The organism is Rhodospirillum centenum SW (genome assembly GCF_000016185.1).
GTDB lineage: Bacteria > Pseudomonadota > Alphaproteobacteria > Azospirillales > Azospirillaceae > Rhodocista > Rhodocista centena.
In genome coordinates this window covers 1,088,624-1,103,099 of record NC_011420.2, presented here as the reverse complement: position 1 = coordinate 1,103,099, position 14,476 = coordinate 1,088,624, and the positions used below count along the sequence as shown (strand labels likewise).

The window sequence follows — 14,476 nt, the reverse complement described above, 5'->3', positions numbered from 1 at the left end:
GGTCGTGGCCTCAAATGGTGACGGACGACGGTCCCCGCAAATGACCCAGAGCGAGATTTCAGCCCTTCTGCCGGTCCTGACCCGCATCGCGGACGCCCTGGACCGCCTGACCCCGCCCCCGCCGCCCGCCACCGATGCCACGGGGGACGACGCTTATGTCTGGCAGGCGGAAGGGGGCCGGCTGGTGCCGGTCACCCAGGTCAACCGGGTGGAGATCGGCCTGCTGAAGGGGGTGGAGCGGCAGCGGGACACCCTGCTGGACAACACGCGCCGCTTCGCCGCAGGACTGCCGGCGAACAACGCCCTGCTCTGGGGCGCCCGCGGCATGGGCAAGAGTTCGCTGGTGAAGTCCGTCCATGGAGCCGTGGCGGCGGAGCATCCTGGCGCCCTGGCGCTGGTGGAGATCCACCGGGAGGACATCCCTTCCCTGCCCCGGCTGCTCACGCTGCTGCGGGCCGCCCCGCGCCGCTTTCTCGTGTTCTGCGACGACCTCTCCTTCGCGGCGGAGGATGCCCATTACAAGTCGCTGAAGGCGGTCCTGGAGGGCGGCATCGAAGGCCGCCCGGCCAACGTCCTGTTCTACGCCACGTCCAACCGCCGCCACCTGATGCCGCGCGACATGATCGAGAACGAACGCTCGACCGCCATCAACCCGGCCGAGGCGGTGGAGGAAAAGGTCAGCCTGTCGGACCGTTTCGGCCTCTGGCTCGGCTTCCACAACTGCGACCAGGAGACCTTCTTCGCCATGGTGGAGGGCTATGCCGCCGCCTACGGCCTGGACATTGCGCCGGAGGCCCTGCGCGCCCAGGCGGTTGAATGGTCGGTGACGCGCGGTGCGCGGTCCGGCCGCGTGGCCTGGCAGTTCTTCCAGGATCTCGCAGGCCGACTGGGCCACCGGCTCGCCTGACCCTTACCAGGGCCAGGGCGTTTCCGTGGGACGGGAATCGTGAGGGATTTCCACGGGACGGCTTTTCATCAGCGTTTACGCCGCCGACAGCAGTTGCCGCAACGCCCCTGCTTCCGAAATCGGAATAACCGTCGCCACGTCCCGGATACGTCCGATGTCGTCTTCCCGATACAGCGCGCGCCGGTCATCCAGTGCTGCGATGCGCTGCCCCTGCCAGTCACGCAGGTCGTAACAGCGGGCGAACACCTCATTGGCTCTGGTTTTCGCGGCGCTGGGGTAGCTGCTTTCGGCGGGCAAGGTGAACACTGCCATGTCAAGGCGCGGCGCGCGAATCAGGAAATCAACGGGGACGATCACGTTGCCTCGCCCCGGCAGCTTGGCGTTCGGTTCATAGTCCAGGCCGGTGTCGTCGATCAGGCTTTCCACCTCTTCCGTGAAGCTGCCCTGTGCGGCGATGCGCTGGGTGAAGGTCAGATCGGCGACGCGGATACACGCCTGTCCCAAGCGGATGATGCCGGCAAGCAGATCGTCGGCGTTCACCATGCAGGACAAGGCGCCCTTGTCGTGGGTGACGCCGTAGGTGTTCAGCACGTCTTCGGTCAACCGCTTACGCCGCACCGATTTCAACGGGCGGATGTCGAGTTGATCCAGCCACAGAAAGGTGTTGCCGAAATCGGTCAAGGTCAGCGGACCAATCTCGGAGAGCAGGTCGCGGCGGTTGACGACGAACAGATCGACCGTCGATCCATCCGGATAGCGGAAGGCCGTGGCGATGCGCAAATGTCCCTTCGGAACGGTATCAACCGTTTCGATCAGGGGCGTATGGCTCAGGATCGCTATCGCTTCGTTCATCCCCATCATGATCTTCATGCCCCGGCCGCTTCGGGAGGCACGATCAACTTACCGTCATGAACTATGTGGGCCATCCGGCAGAAGGCGTCAAACACCGCTTTCAGCGATTGCCCGTTCAGGTCGCCACGGTCGATGACACTGCGCTTCAGGTTCTCGCGCGGGCAATCAGGGGTGTGCAGCGCGTGCTTGTGGCTGCGCCCGGCGGGTTTGTGCGGGCGGCTGTCCACCTCAAGCCGACAGATCGGTCCGATGCCTGTGACCTTGACGTTCAGCGTTTTCGCACCGGTTTCCGAAACGATCTGCACCGTCAAGCGCACGTCCACCCCGTCGTCGTTGTCGATGGCGATATCCTTCGCCTCCCATGCGGCGGAAATGTCGCTGCGCTGGGTCAGGCGGATGTCACCGACGATGCGCTTTCCGGGCAGGTCGCGCAGACGCTCGAACTCGTTACGGTCCATCGTGTGCTTGCTGTCTCCGCCCGCATGGACGGATACGACGTTATCTGCTTCGCCAAACGACGGGAAGGCCCTGCTGCGCGAAGCCGCCACGCACCCTCGACCACCTCTGGCACGCCAGAGGCCCCCTCATCGAGCGCGTTCTTTCCAGCCGGATGCGCGAACTTCTTCACCACAGCAGGGTGTGAGGCCGACTGGACGGAAACCATTCTATCGCAGTTCGCTGGTCTGCCGCGCCGCCGGGGCGGAGCCGTCGAGATGGTCGCGGGGATCGAGCACCCGGCTGCCCCGCCGGACCTCGAAATGGAGCTGGGGACTGCGCACGTTTCCCGTCTGCCCGACGGTGCCGATCTGCTGTCCCCGCCGCACGGTCTGCCCCCGCTCCACCTGGAGCGTATCAAGATGCGCGTAGGCGGTGACAAGCCCGCCCTCATGCCGGATCAGGAGCAGGTTGCCGAAGCCGCGCAGCTCATTGCCGGCATAGGCCACGACGCCGGACTCGGCGGCCAGGACCGGGGTCCCCCGGGGCGCACCGATGTTGATGCCGTCATTGTGCAGGCCGCCCTCCTTCGGCCCGAACTCCGACACGACGGGTCCCGACACTGGCCAGGCAAAGCGGCCGGCCTTTCCGGGCGACGGTCTGGCCGGTGCGGCGGCTGGCGGCGGAACGGACGGAGCGGCCGCGATTCCGCCTGCGGCAGACGTGGCGGGGGCCGGCTGCGGCCGCGGCGGGGATGCGGCCGGCGGCTGGGGCGCGGGATCGCGGGCAACCGTGGACGGGCCGACGGTGGACGGGCCGACGGTGGACGGGCCAACCGCTGACGGAGCGGACCCGGCCGGGGCCGGCGGGCTGCCTGCGGGGGAATCCGGCGCGGGATCGCCCAGCGCCGGCAGTTCCTGGACATCCACACCCCGCCGGGCCGATGTCGTCGCCGGAGCCGGGCCTGGGACTGGGCGGCTGGCCGTTGCCGCCGGCGCGGCCCCCTCCAGCGGCGGGAGTTCCGCCGTCTCGATGGTCCGGCTCGACCGGGACGGTGGCGGCACGACGGTGGGGGGTGGCCCCTCCGGCTTGCGCACGGGCATGGCGGCGGCCGGCGCCTGTGCGACGGTCGTCCCCTGTCCCGGCCGTCGGCCGGGCAGACGGAGCGTCTGCCCCACGCGGATGGTGTAGGGCGCACTGATGCCGTTGAGCCTGACCAGCTCGCCCATGTCGATCTGGTACTGGCGGGAGATGGCGTAGATCGTATCGCCCTTGCGGACCACGTATTCCTGCGGCACCGGCAGAACCAGCGGCTGCCCGGCGCGCAGGGTATAGGGCGGCTCCAGGCGGTTGGCTTCGATCAGGTCGCGCAGCGGCACACCGTAGCGCCGGGCCACGTCGTAGACCGTCTCCCCCTTGGAGACGAAGATGGTGCCCGTCGGCGCCTGCCGGACCGGCAGGGGCCGCGCTCCGGGATCGGCGCAACCGGCAAGGAAGAGAAGGCCGACCAGGGCGGCGGTCAGGCGGTGCATCGCCATCCCCGTCAGGAAGCCCGCTCGGCGCGGGGCGCTTCGGGAGCCACGTCCGGCAGCAGCGGAACGAAGCGGACGGGCCACAGATCCTCGCGCGCCAGCCCGCTCTCCGTCCGGCGCAGACGGACGACCCGCTGCTCCCGGCGGTCCGGCCCCAGCGGGATCACCATGACCCCGCCGACGGCCAGTTGCTTCACCAGGTCCGCCGGCGGCTCGGCACCGCCGCCGGCGGTCACCAGGATGCGCTCGAACGGCGCCGCTTCGGGCCAGCCGCGCATCCCGTCGCCCAGACGGGCGGTGATGTTGTGCAGGCGCAGGGTGTTGAACCGCCGCTCGGCCTCCATCAGCAGGGGACGGTGGCGCTCGATCGTATAGACCCGGCGGACGATCCGGGACAGGACCGCCGCCTGATAGCCGCTGCCCGTGCCGATCTCCAGCACCCGCAGGCGGTCGTGCAGGTCCAGCACCTGGGTCATCAGTCCCACGACCAGGGGCTGGCTGATGGTCTGGCCATGGCCGATGGGCAGGGCGGTATCCTCATAGGCCTGATCGTGGAAGGTCGGGGGCACGAACACCTCACGCGGGATCATCTCGATCGCCCGCAGAACGCCGGTATCGCTGACACCGTTGCGGCGCAACAGCATCAGCAGCCGGATCTTGCGGGCGGCCGTGCTCACGCGAAGGCCCCCTTCAGTGCCTCCAGGCAGGCATAGTGCGTCAGATCGAGGTAGAGCGGGGTGACCGCCACGCCGCCATGGGTCACCACATGGATGTCGGTATCCTCTGGCACCTCCGCCTCGCTGCGCACCGCACCGACCCAGAAGTAGCGCCGGCCACGCGGGTCGGTCCGCTCATCCAGTTCGTCGCCGATCTTGCGGTTGCCGTGGCGGACGACCTGGATGCCGGTCACCTGTTCCGGCGGGCGGTGCGGGAAGTTGACGTTGACCAGCACATGCCGCGGCCAGTCCAGCGCCAGGGCCTTGCGCACCACTTCCGGCCCGAAACGCTCGGCCGTCTCCCAGAAGGGGGGCTCACCCGGCTCGATCCGCTGGCTCATGGCAATGGCCCGCACCCCCAGCAGGGTCGCCTCCATCGCCGCAGCGATGGTGCCGGAATAGGTGACGTCCTCGCCCAGGTTCTGACCGTGGTTGACGCCGGACAGGACCAGCGCCGGCCGCTTGTCGGCCAGCAGGTGGTTGAGCGCCAGCAGCACGCAGTCGGTGGGCGTGCCGTCCACGCTGTGGCGCCGCTCCGCCACCTGCCGCAGCCGCAGCGGCCGGTGCATGGTCAGGGAGTGACTGGCACCGGACTGTTCCAGTTCCGGCGCCACCACCCAGACATCGTCGCTGAGCCCCCGCGCGATCCGCTCCAGCACCTGTAGCCCGGGGGCGTTGATGCCGTCGTCGTTGGTGACGAGGATGCGGGCGCCGCGCAGATCCACCTCAGCCATGGGCCGTGATCCGTTCCTGCCCGCCCATGTAGGGCCGCAGGGCCTCGGGCACGAGGATGGACCCGTCCGGCTGCTGGTAGTTCTCCATCACGGCGATGAGGGCACGGCCGACGGCCACGCCCGAGCCGTTCAGCGTATGCACCACCTGGGTCCCCTTCTCGCCCTTCGGCCTGGACCGGGCCTTCATGCGCCGGGCCTGGAAGTCGCCGCAGTTGGAGCAGCTCGAAATCTCGCGGTAGGCGCCCTGGCCGGGCAACCAGACCTCGATGTCGTAGGTCTTGCGCGCGCTGAAGCCCATGTCGCCGGTGCAGAGGACGACCGTGCGGAACGGCAGCCCCAGCCGCTCCAGAACCGTCTCCGCCGCCTTCGTCATCCGCTCGTGCTCGGCCTCCGACTGCTCCGGCAGGGTGATGCTGACCAGTTCCACCTTCATGAACTGGTGCTGCCGGATCATGCCGCGGGTGTCCTTGCCAGCGCTGCCGGCCTCCGACCGGAAGCACGGCGTGCGCGCCGTCAGGCGCCAGGGCAGCGCCTCGGCGTCGATGATGCTGTCGTTGGCAAGGTTGGTCAGGGTGACCTCCGCCGTCGGGATCAGCCAGTGGCCGGTCGTCGTGCGGAACAGGTCGTCGGCGAACTTCGGCAACTGTCCGGTGCCGAACACGGCCTCGTCGCGCACCAGCAGCGGCGGCGACACCTCGGTGTAGCCGAACTCCCGGGTGTGCAGGTCCAGCATGAAGTCGCCGAGAGCCCGCTCAAGCCGGGCGAGCTGCCCTTTCAGAACGGTGAAGCGGGCGCCGGACATGCGGGCGGCCCCCTCGAAATCCATCAGGCCCAGCGCCTCACCCAGCTCGAAGTGCTGCTTCGCGCCAGGGATGTCGCGCGGGGTGCCGACGCGGCGGATCTCCACGTTGTCGTGTTCGTCCTTGCCCTCGGGCACGTCGGCGGCGGGCAGGTTCGGCAGGGCGGCCAGCAGGGCGTCCAGCTCGGCGCCCAGGCGCCTGTCCTCCTCCTCCAGAGCGGGGATGCGCTCCTTCAGCGCCGCCACCTCGTCCAGCAGGGGCTGCGCGTCCTTGCCGTCCTTCTTGTAGGCGCCGATCAGCCGGGACGCCTCGTTGCGCCGGGCCTGGCACTCCTGGAAGGAGGTCTGCGCGGCACGGCGGCGCTGGTCGAGGTCGAGAATCGCGGCGGAAGCCGGCGGAAGCCCGCGACGGGCCAGCCCGGTATCGAAAGCCTCGGGGTTGTCGCGGATGGCGCGGAGGTCGTGCATGATCGTCGGGTACGGTGAACGGGGTGTGGACTTATACGGCGCGCCTGCCGCCCGGTCCAGTGACCCCGGGCGGCCGGGACCGCGGAAACCGCAGGCTCCGCCGTCCCGCCGTAAACCCTGCCGAAACCCTTCAAGGGGCGACCGACACGTCCGTCAGGCGCTTCAGTCGCCCGCCGCCTCGGCCGCTTCGGTCTCGTCCCGCTTGCGTTCCATCCGCCGCGCCAGGAAGACGGACACCTCGTAGAGCGCCAGCAACGGCACGGCGAGCCCGATCTGGCTGATGACATCCGGCGGAGTCAGCACGGCGGCGACGATGAAGATGGCGACGATCGCATAGCGCCGCTTCGAGGCAAGCCCGTCGGCCGTGACGATTCCGGCCCGCGCCAGCAGCGTCAGCAACACCGGAAGCTGGAAGGCGATGCCGAAGGCGAAGATCAGCGTCATCACCAGCGACAGATACTCCGCCACCCGGGTCTCTGCGACGATGGGAAGGGTTCCCTCTCCCCCCACCGTCTCGAAACTGACGAAGAAGGTAAGCGCAAGCGGCATGATGAAGAAATAGACCATGCAGCCGCCGATCACGAAGAGCACCGGAGTGGCCACGATGAACGGCAGGAACGCCTTCCTCTCATGCCGGTAGAGGCCGGGAGCCACGAACTTCCAGATCTGGTTGGCGATGATCGGAAACGCGATCAGGGCGCCGGCCCAGAATGCCACCTTCATGTAGGTGAAGAAGGCTTCCTGCGGGGCGGTGAAGATCATCCGCCGGTTCGCCGCTTCCGGGCCGTAGGCCTGGACCAGCGGCCACATCAGCGCCTGATAGATCTGCGGCGCCACGAAGTAGCAGCCGATGAAGGCGATCAGCAGCGCCGCGGCGCTGTACATGAGGCGGTTGCGCAGCTCGAGCAGATGGTCGAGCAGCGGCATCTTGCCCGCATCCATCTCGTCGATCTCATCAGGACGGTCCGGTCCGGCCATGGTGCCTACCCCTGCTTCTCGGCTGCCGGCTGGTCCGCAGCCGGGACTGCGGCCACAGGCACGTCCCGCGGCGCTGCCGGGGGTGCCGCTGAAGGTATGGCGGACTGGGGAGCGGCAAGGGGTGATACCGGGGCGGGCGGCACCGGGGCCGTAGAGACCGGGACCGCGGAGGCCGGGACGGCACCGGCCGGTGCCGGCTGCGGTGCCTGGGTGTCCGTCGGGACCGTCCGGGTCAGCGGTGTCGGTGCCGGGCGTCCGCCCTCGTCCTCCTCCGCCTCGTCGCCGTCCAGCGGGACGGGATCGAAGCTCAGCGACTCCTTGAGCGTTCCCTTGGGGTCGATGTGCTTTTCAAGCTGGTCCCTGAGGTTGAGCTGCCGGGCGCGCTCGACCTCCTTCTTCAGGTCCTCAAGCTCCGCCTGCCGCACCATTTCGTCCATGTTGGACTGGAACTCACGCGCCAGCATCCGGGCCTTGCGTACCCACTTGCCGACGGTGTGCATGGCGCGCGGCAGATCTTTCGGCCCGATCACGATCAGGGCGACGATCAGGATGACCGCCAGTTCGGGCCAGCCGATATCGAACATGGATCAAACGTCCGGCTGATGCGGAAGCGCGGCGACAGTCGCGTCGGGAGCAGTGTACGGCGGAACAGGGCGTCAGCCCTTGACCGCCTCGTCCTTCTTCACGGTGGCGTCGGTCCCGACCGGCGTCTCCGAGCGGAGGACCTTGGGCTCGTCGGCCCCCTGATCGTCGCTGTCATCCTTGAGGCCGGACTTGAAGTTCCGGACACCCTTGGCGACGTCCCCCATCACCTTGGGCAGCTTGCCGGCGCCGAAGATGATCAACACGATCAGAAGGATGAGGACGATCTGCCAAATACCGATGGACATTGCCATAACTCCTTGGCGCCGGGGGGCCCCCGGCCGACGGGCCGGGATAATGGCAGAAAGGCCCGGGCGCCGCAACGACGGCACCCGGCCCTTTCCTGCCCCCGGACAGGTGGGCACGATCACCGGTGGAACAATGGCTTGGCCCGCGCCCGCAGAGGGAAGCAGCCGGGCAGGCTCACCCCTCCGCCGGTTCCTCCTCCCGCTCGGTCAGCAGGTCCGGCCCGCCCGGCAGGGAGGCGATGGCCGGCCGCGCATCCAGCAGCCCGGCCGCACGCAGATCCTCCACCCCCGGAAGGTCGCGCAGGGACTCCAGGCCGAAATGATCCAGGAAATGGGGCGTGGTCACCCAGGTCACGGGCCGCCCCGGCGTCTCCCGCCGGCGGCCGGGCCTGATCCAGCCCGCCTCCATCAGGATGTCCAGCGTGCCCTTGCTGGTGGCGACGCCGCGGATGCTCTCGATCTCCGCCCGGGTGACGGGCTGGTGATAGGCGATGATGGCCAGAGTCTCGATGGCGGCGCGGGACAGCTTCGCCGTCACCTCCGTCTCCGTGCGCAGGAAGACGGCCAGGTCCGGTGCCGTGCGGAAGGCCCAGCGGCCACCACTGGCCACCAGGGTCACGCCGCGGTTCTCATAGAGCGCCGCCAGTTCCTGCAACAGGGCGCGCACATCCACCCCGTCGCCCAGGCGGTACTGCAAGGCGGCTTCCTCCACCGGCTCGGCAGAGGCGAACAGGACCGCCTCCAGAAGGCGCAGGCGCTGGACATGGTCATCGGGCACGATCATGGGGATGCTGCCTGTATGCTGCCGGTAACGAAGGCGCCGGGGACCTGCGGCGCAGGTCAGCCCGGCAGCCGACGGAGATAGATCGGGTCGAAGGGACGGTCCTGGCGCAACTCCACCTGCCCGGCCTTCGCCAGTTCCAGCGTGGCGACGAAGGTGCTGGCAAGCGCCGAGCGCGCCTTCAGCGGGTTGCCGCGCCAGCCGGCCGGCAGGAAGCTGCCGAGGCGCGTCCAGTCCGGCAGGCGGCCGAGCATTTCCGTCATCCGCTCCAGCGCCTCCTCGATGGAGTACAGCTCGGTCGGGCGGATCTGCAGAGGGTCGCTGCGGCTCTGCCGCTGCCTGTGCTCGCCATAGGCCTTCAGAAGATCATACAGCGTCACGTCCACGACCCGCTTCTCCAGCACGGGCATGGCCTCGGGCGCGCCGCGGGCGAAGCGGTCGCGGCCGAGCTGCGGCCGCGCCAGCAGCCGGGCGGCAGCACCCTGCATCGCCTCCAGCCGCTGAAGCTGGAAGGCCAGGGCGGCCGCCAGTTCCTCGCCGCTCGGTTCCTCCTCCTCCGGCTCGGGCAGCAGCAGGCGCGACTTCAGGTAGGCCAGCCAGGCCGCCATCACCAGATAGTCCGCCGCCAGTTCCAGCCGCAGGCGCCGGGCCTCCGCCACGAAGGCCAGATACTGTTCGGCCAGTTGCAGGATGGAGACGCGGGTGAGATCGACCTTCTGGTCGCGCGCCAGCGTCAGCAGAAGGTCGATCGGCCCCTCGAACCCGTCGATGTCCAGCAGGAACTGCTCGGCCGGATCGACCGGCGGGCGTTCCGCGGTTTCGAACGTCTCGGGCGCGGGGGCGCGGGCCATCGGGACCTCAGGAGAGCCCGGTCACCCGGGCGATCAGCTCGATAATGTAGTCCACCGGCGGACCGATGATCCAGCGCAGCGGATCGACCGGATACCCGAACTCGCGCGAGGCGAAGGGCACCAGGATCAGCGCCAGCAGCAGGATCAGGATGCCGTAGCGCTCCAGCCGCGCCAGCGGAAACGCCAGCACGTCCGGCAGCAGCCCCACGGCGACCCGGCCACCGTCCAGCGGCGGCAGCGGCAGCATGTTGAAGACCGCCAGGATCACGTTGATCAGGATGGAGACCTGGAGGTTGTTGCCAAGCCACTCCCCGACGAAGGGCGGCAGCAGCGGCACGACATGCAGCAGCAGCGCAGAGACGAGCGCGAGCGCGATGTTCACCCCCGGTCCGGCCAGGGCGACCCAGACCATGTCGCGCCTCGGGTCGCGCAGGTTCCGGAAATCGACCGGGACCGGCTTTGCCCAGCCGAACAGGAATCCGGTGGTCAGGAACATCAGTCCCGGCAGCAGCACCGTGCCGACCGGATCAATATGCTTCAGCGGATTGAAGGTCACCCGCCCCTGGAGATAGGCGGTGTCGTCGCCCAGCCGCCTGGCAACCCAGCCGTGCGCCGCCTCGTGGAAGGTGATGGCGATGACGACCGGCAGGGCGATGATGGAGATCTGGAAAAGGACGGAACCGAAATCGGGCATGTCTCAGGCGATCCGCGCGGCCAGCAGGGCGTCGAACTCCCGGCGCAGGGCACCGGCATCGGCCGGTTCGACCGCATCGCGCAGGGCCGCCGCGCGGCCCCAGCGCACGGCACCGGCCTCACTCAGATGGGGAGCCGCGGCCGCGATTTCGAGCATCTCCGCAAGAACGCCGTTGCAGTGCAAGGCGACATCGCAGCCGCCGGCGAGCACGGCCCGGGCCCGCTCGCCCGGGCCACCGCTGAGCGCCTGCATGGACAGGTCGTCGCTGAACAGCAGCCCCTGGAAGCCGATCCAGCCCCGGATGACGGTCCTGATCACCGCGGCCGAGGTGCTGGCCGGCATGGCCGGATCGACGGCGGTGTAGACGACATGGGCCGCCATCCCGCAGGGCAGATCGGAAAGCGCCCGGAAGGGGGCGAAATCCGTCGCCTCCAGCACCGCCCGCTCCGCCGTCACCACCGGCAGTTCCCTGTGGCTGTCGGCACTGGCCCGTCCGTGGCCCGGCAGGTGCTTCACCACCGGCAGGACGCCGCCGGCCAGCAGCCCCTCCGCCTGCGCCCGCGCCAGCCGGGCGACCAGCCCCGGATCGGCACCGAAGGCACGGTCGCCGATCACGTCATGCGACCCCGGCACAGGCAGGTCGGCCACGGGTGCGCAGTCCACGTCGATGCCGACATCGGCCAGCATGTGCGCCAGCAGGCGGCCGTCCAGCCAGGCCGCGCGTGCGCCCGCCTCCGGGTCGCGCTCCGCCAGATCGCCGATGCGGCGGGCTGCGGGGAACTCCGGCCAGTGCGGCGGGCGCAGCCGGGCCACACGCCCGCCCTCCTGGTCGATCAGGACGGGGGCGTCGCGGCCCACGGCATCGCGCAGGTCGCCGGTCAGGCGGCGGACCTGCTCCGGCGTCTCCGCATTGCGTCGGAACAGGATGAACCCGAAGGGATCGGCCTCACGGAAGAAGGCCCGCTCCTGCGCCGTCAGGTCGGGGCCGGCGCAGCCGAAGGCGACCGCCAGCGGCCGACGCGGGGGCTCACTTGACGATGATGCAGCCGACATTCTGGGCCTTGAGCTGGGTGCAGATCTCGCGGGCCCGGCTGTCCTCAACGGGACCGGCCTGGATGCGGTAGAAGGTGCCCTTGGCGCCGAGATCGGCCCGCACATAGCGCACGCCCAGCCCGCCGAGCTGGGCCGCATAGCGCTTCTGCAGGCGGCTCCATTCCGACTGCGCCTTGGCCTCGCTGTCCACGGCGGCGATCTGCACACGCACGCCGCCCGTGACCGGAGCGGGCGGTGCGGCAGGTGCCACGGTCGCCGGAGCCGGCGTTGCCTTGGGCGGGGGAGCTGCGGGGGCCGTGGCGACAGGCGGCGGGGCGACCGGCTGGCGGGCTGCCGCAGGGGGCGGCAGCGGCGCGGGAGCGGGTTCCTGCGCCGGCACCTCCTCCGGTTCCTCCGTCAGGGCGGCCGAGGCCGGCGGCTCGGCAAGCCCGGGGTCGCCCTCCGCCAGAGCGGCGGGGTCGGGTTGCGGCTCGGGCGGACGCGGCCGGTCCAGCGGGGCCTCCGGCGGCGGCAGCAGCCGCTCGACGCCCGGTTCGGGTGCGGCCGAAGGGTTCAGCCGGTCGTAGACGAGCTTGTCCTGATGCGGGACCTGCATGCCGCCGGGCTGTTCGGGGCGCACCTTCGTCGGCCCTGCGTCGGCACGCAGGACGGGAGCGACGCTCTCGCTGCCGGCCCGCATGCCCTGGCTGTAGGCGTACCAGATGATGCCGCCGAAGGCGCCGACGCCGAGCGCGACGACCAGGATGCTGGTCAGCCGGCGCCGCGGGGGCGTTTCGGCCTCGTAGCCGTAACCGTAGCCGTCGGCGCTGTCGCGCCGGTAGTAGCCCTGGTCCGCCCGGTAGTCGTCGCGCGGATACTGGTCCCGCGGATACTGGTCGTCGTCATGCATGGACATGGCTCGGGGTCCTCAGCGCATTTCCTCGACCGGCACGACCCCCATCACCTGGAGGCCGGAGGCGATCACGATGGACACCGCCTTCACCAGCGCCAGCCGCGCCTTGGTCAGCTCGGGGTCGGACTCGATCAGGAAGCGCAGGGTGGCGTCGTCCTTGCCCTTGTTCCAGAGGGCGTGGAAGGCGGAGGCGAGGTCGTACAGGTAGAACGCGACGCGGTGGGGTTCGTGCGCCTCCGCCGCGGCCTCGATCTGGCGCGGCCAGGACAGCATCTGGCGGATCAGCTCGATCTCCTCCGGCGCGGACAGCCGCGCAAGATCCACCCCGGCAAGCGCCGGGCCGGTGATGTCCCAGTCCGGATGCGCCTCCTCCGCGTGCCGCAGGACGGAGCGGCAGCGGGCATGGGCGTACTGCACATAGAAGACCGGGTTGTCCTTCGACTGCTCCGTGACCTTGGCGTAGTCGAACTCCAGCGTCTGGTCGTTGCGCCGGGTCAGCATGATGAAGCGGACCACGTCGCGGCCGACCGCCTCCATCACGTCGCGCAGGGTGACGAAGGTGCCGGCGCGCTTGGACATCTTCACCGGCTGGCCGTTCTCCAGCAGGTGGACGAGCTGGCAGATCTTCACGTCCAGTACGCCAGCGCCGCCGGTGACGGCCTTCACCGCCGCCTCCATCCGCTTGACATAGCCGCCATGGTCCGCCCCCCAGACGTCGATCAGGGTGGGGCTGCCGCGGCGCGCCTTGTCGTAGTGGTAGGCGATGTCGTTGGCGAAGTAGGTCCAGCTCCCGTCCGACTTCTGCAACGGCCGGTCCACGTCGTCGCCGAACTGCGTGGCCTTGAACAGGGTCTGCGGCCGCGGTTCCCAGTCGTCCGGCTTCTTGCCCTTGGGCGGCTCCAGCACGCCGACATAGATCAGGTCCTGATCGCGCAGGGTCTGGAGCGCGGCGTCCACCGCCCCGCTCTGCACCAGCGCCCGCTCGGAGGTGAAGACATCATGGTGGATGTTCATGGAGGCGAGGTCCTCCTTGATCCAGCCCATGATCATCCCGACGGCGAAGTCGCGCATCACCGGCAGCCACTCGGCCTCCGGCGCCGTGAGCCAGCGGTCGCCGTCGCGCCGGGCGATGGCCTGCCCGACTTCCTTCAGATACTCGCCCGGATAGAGGCCCGCGGGGATGCTCGCCTCCTCCCCCGTCACCGCCTCGCGGTAACGCAGGTAGGTGGAGCGTCCCAGCACCTCGACCTGGGCGCCGGCGTCGTTGATGTAGTACTCGCGCGTGACCTCGAAGCCCGCCTTCTCCAGCAGAGCCGCCAGCGCGTCGCCGACGACGGCGCCGCGGGCATGGGCGGCATGCAGCGGCCCGGTCGGGTTGGCGGAGACGTATTCGACATTGACCCGGCTGCCGTTGCCCATCGTGCTGGCGCCGTAGGTGACGCCGGCCACCAGCACGTCGCTCAGCCGGCGGCACCAGTAGTCCGGCGCCATGCGCAGATTGACGAAGCCCGGCCCCGCGACCTCCGCCGCCGTCACGTCGGCCACGCTGCGCAGCCGCGCCACCAGCGCCTCCGCGATGGACCGCGGCGGCTTGCCGGCCGGCTTCGCCAGCACCATGGCGGCATTGGTGGAGACATCGCCATGGCTCGGATCGCGCGGCGGCTCGACCGTCACGCGGGAAAGGTCCAGACCCTGCGGCAGCGACCCGTCCGCCATCAGCTCTTCAAGCGCGGCCTTGATCTTGGCCTCGAAATCTTTGAATACGTTCATTTTTCCGATCGGACGCAGAACTGGGTTCCGTAGGCGCCGGCGTGCCGCCACCCACCCTTCAGGCTGCGCACCCTAGCGCATCCCTTCGCACGCGCACAGGGGCCTTGCGGTGACCGCCCCGTCC

Annotated in this window: 16 protein-coding genes; 1 reads left to right on the top strand and 15 read right to left on the bottom strand. The window is 69.6% G+C overall.

Annotated elements, in window-relative coordinates:
* Positions 1-40: 40 nt before the first annotated feature.
* Positions 41-907 (top strand): ATP-binding protein, encoded by an 867-nt coding sequence (locus RC1_RS04940; RefSeq protein ID WP_012566252.1) that lies wholly within the window; start codon positions 41-43, stop codon positions 905-907.
* Positions 908-982: 75 nt separating this feature from the next.
* On the opposite strand, the gene RC1_RS04935 is transcribed toward RC1_RS04940, so the two are convergent.
* The 15 genes from RC1_RS04935 to argS form a co-directional block, all read right to left on the bottom strand.
* Positions 983-1,777: a DUF1828 domain-containing protein gene (locus tag RC1_RS04935; RefSeq protein ID WP_012566251.1), complete on the bottom strand. Its 795-nt coding sequence runs from the start codon at positions 1,775-1,777 to the stop codon at positions 983-985.
* The gene (locus tag RC1_RS04930; protein WP_012566250.1) at positions 1,774-2,217 is read right to left on the bottom strand and encodes a hypothetical protein; all 444 of its coding nucleotides are present in this window, start codon (positions 2,215-2,217) and stop codon (positions 1,774-1,776) included. The genes RC1_RS04935 and RC1_RS04930 overlap by 4 nt, the downstream gene beginning before the upstream one ends.
* A gap of 207 nt (positions 2,218-2,424) precedes the next feature.
* Positions 2,425-3,726 carry a LysM peptidoglycan-binding domain-containing M23 family metallopeptidase gene (locus RC1_RS04925; RefSeq protein WP_083759417.1) on the bottom strand — a complete coding sequence of 434 codons (1,302 nt, stop codon included), beginning with the start codon at positions 3,724-3,726 and terminating at the stop codon, positions 2,425-2,427.
* 11 nt (positions 3,727-3,737) lie between these two features.
* Positions 3,738-4,403, bottom strand: a complete 666-nt coding sequence (locus tag RC1_RS04920) for a protein-L-isoaspartate(D-aspartate) O-methyltransferase (protein WP_012566248.1) — start codon at positions 4,401-4,403, stop codon at positions 3,738-3,740.
* Positions 4,400-5,176 carry a 5'/3'-nucleotidase SurE gene (surE, locus tag RC1_RS04915; RefSeq protein ID WP_012566247.1) on the bottom strand — a complete coding sequence of 259 codons (777 nt, stop codon included), beginning with the start codon at positions 5,174-5,176 and terminating at the stop codon, positions 4,400-4,402. The genes RC1_RS04920 and surE overlap by 4 nt, the downstream gene beginning before the upstream one ends.
* Entirely contained in the window at positions 5,169-6,443 is a 1,275-nt protein-coding gene (serS, locus tag RC1_RS04910) for a serine--tRNA ligase (protein WP_012566246.1), read from the bottom strand. Before serS ends, surE begins: the two co-directional genes overlap by 8 nt.
* Positions 6,444-6,605: 162 nt before the next feature.
* Positions 6,606-7,421, bottom strand: a complete 816-nt coding sequence (tatC, locus tag RC1_RS04905; protein ID WP_012566245.1) for a twin-arginine translocase subunit TatC — start codon at positions 7,419-7,421, stop codon at positions 6,606-6,608.
* Between the two features lie 5 nt (positions 7,422-7,426).
* A complete protein-coding gene (gene tatB / locus RC1_RS04900; RefSeq protein ID WP_012566244.1) occupies positions 7,427-8,005 on the bottom strand; it encodes a Sec-independent protein translocase protein TatB in 579 nt (192 codons plus the stop codon).
* Positions 8,006-8,077: 72 nt separating this feature from the next.
* Positions 8,078-8,311, bottom strand: a complete 234-nt coding sequence (gene tatA / locus RC1_RS04895) for a twin-arginine translocase TatA/TatE family subunit (protein ID WP_012566243.1) — start codon at positions 8,309-8,311, stop codon at positions 8,078-8,080.
* 175 nt (positions 8,312-8,486) lie between these two features.
* Positions 8,487-9,095 (bottom strand): SMC-Scp complex subunit ScpB, encoded by a 609-nt coding sequence (gene scpB / locus RC1_RS04890; RefSeq protein ID WP_012566242.1) that lies wholly within the window; start codon positions 9,093-9,095, stop codon positions 8,487-8,489.
* A gap of 56 nt (positions 9,096-9,151) precedes the next feature.
* Positions 9,152-9,943, bottom strand: a complete 792-nt coding sequence (locus RC1_RS04885) for a segregation and condensation protein A (protein WP_012566241.1) — start codon at positions 9,941-9,943, stop codon at positions 9,152-9,154.
* A 7-nt stretch (positions 9,944-9,950) separates the two neighbouring features.
* Positions 9,951-10,637: a site-2 protease family protein gene (locus RC1_RS04880; protein ID WP_012566240.1), complete on the bottom strand. Its 687-nt coding sequence runs from the start codon at positions 10,635-10,637 to the stop codon at positions 9,951-9,953.
* A gap of 3 nt (positions 10,638-10,640) precedes the next feature.
* On the bottom strand, positions 10,641-11,690 hold the full coding sequence (gene nagZ / locus RC1_RS04875) for a beta-N-acetylhexosaminidase (protein ID WP_012566239.1): 1,050 nt from the start codon (positions 11,688-11,690) through the stop codon (positions 10,641-10,643).
* Positions 11,665-12,585: an SPOR domain-containing protein gene (locus RC1_RS04870; RefSeq protein WP_012566238.1), complete on the bottom strand. Its 921-nt coding sequence runs from the start codon at positions 12,583-12,585 to the stop codon at positions 11,665-11,667. Before RC1_RS04870 ends, nagZ begins: the two co-directional genes overlap by 26 nt.
* A 12-nt stretch (positions 12,586-12,597) precedes the next feature.
* A complete protein-coding gene (gene argS, locus RC1_RS04865; protein ID WP_012566237.1) occupies positions 12,598-14,352 on the bottom strand; it encodes an arginine--tRNA ligase in 1,755 nt (584 codons plus the stop codon).
* Between the last annotated feature and the right edge of the window lie 124 nt (positions 14,353-14,476).

Bases quoted from the DNA above. Each gene is read 5' to 3' on its own strand.
- RC1_RS04940 (WP_012566252.1), top strand. From the start codon at position 41: ATGACCCAGAGCGAGATTTCAGCCCTTCTGCCGGTCCTGACCCGCATC.
- RC1_RS04935 (WP_012566251.1), bottom strand. From the start codon at position 1,777: ATGAAGATCATGATGGGGATGAACGAAGCGATAGCGATCCTGAGCCAT.
- RC1_RS04930 (WP_012566250.1), bottom strand. From the start codon at position 2,217: ATGGACCGTAACGAGTTCGAGCGTCTGCGCGACCTGCCCGGAAAGCGC.
- RC1_RS04925 (WP_083759417.1), bottom strand. From the start codon at position 3,726: ATGCACCGCCTGACCGCCGCCCTGGTCGGCCTTCTCTTCCTTGCCGGT.
- surE (WP_012566247.1), bottom strand. From the start codon at position 5,176: ATGGCTGAGGTGGATCTGCGCGGCGCCCGCATCCTCGTCACCAACGAC.
- serS (WP_012566246.1), bottom strand. From the start codon at position 6,443: ATGCACGACCTCCGCGCCATCCGCGACAACCCCGAGGCTTTCGATACC.
- tatC (WP_012566245.1), bottom strand. From the start codon at position 7,421: ATGGCCGGACCGGACCGTCCTGATGAGATCGACGAGATGGATGCGGGC.
- tatB (WP_012566244.1), bottom strand. From the start codon at position 8,005: ATGTTCGATATCGGCTGGCCCGAACTGGCGGTCATCCTGATCGTCGCC.
- tatA (WP_012566243.1), bottom strand. From the start codon at position 8,311: ATGTCCATCGGTATTTGGCAGATCGTCCTCATCCTTCTGATCGTGTTG.
- scpB (WP_012566242.1), bottom strand. From the start codon at position 9,095: ATGATCGTGCCCGATGACCATGTCCAGCGCCTGCGCCTTCTGGAGGCG.
- RC1_RS04885 (WP_012566241.1), bottom strand. From the start codon at position 9,943: ATGGCCCGCGCCCCCGCGCCCGAGACGTTCGAAACCGCGGAACGCCCG.
- RC1_RS04880 (WP_012566240.1), bottom strand. From the start codon at position 10,637: ATGCCCGATTTCGGTTCCGTCCTTTTCCAGATCTCCATCATCGCCCTG.
- nagZ (WP_012566239.1), bottom strand. From the start codon at position 11,690: ATGTCGGCTGCATCATCGTCAAGTGAGCCCCCGCGTCGGCCGCTGGCG.
- RC1_RS04870 (WP_012566238.1), bottom strand. From the start codon at position 12,585: ATGTCCATGCATGACGACGACCAGTATCCGCGGGACCAGTATCCGCGC.
- argS (WP_012566237.1), bottom strand. From the start codon at position 14,352: ATGAACGTATTCAAAGATTTCGAGGCCAAGATCAAGGCCGCGCTTGAA.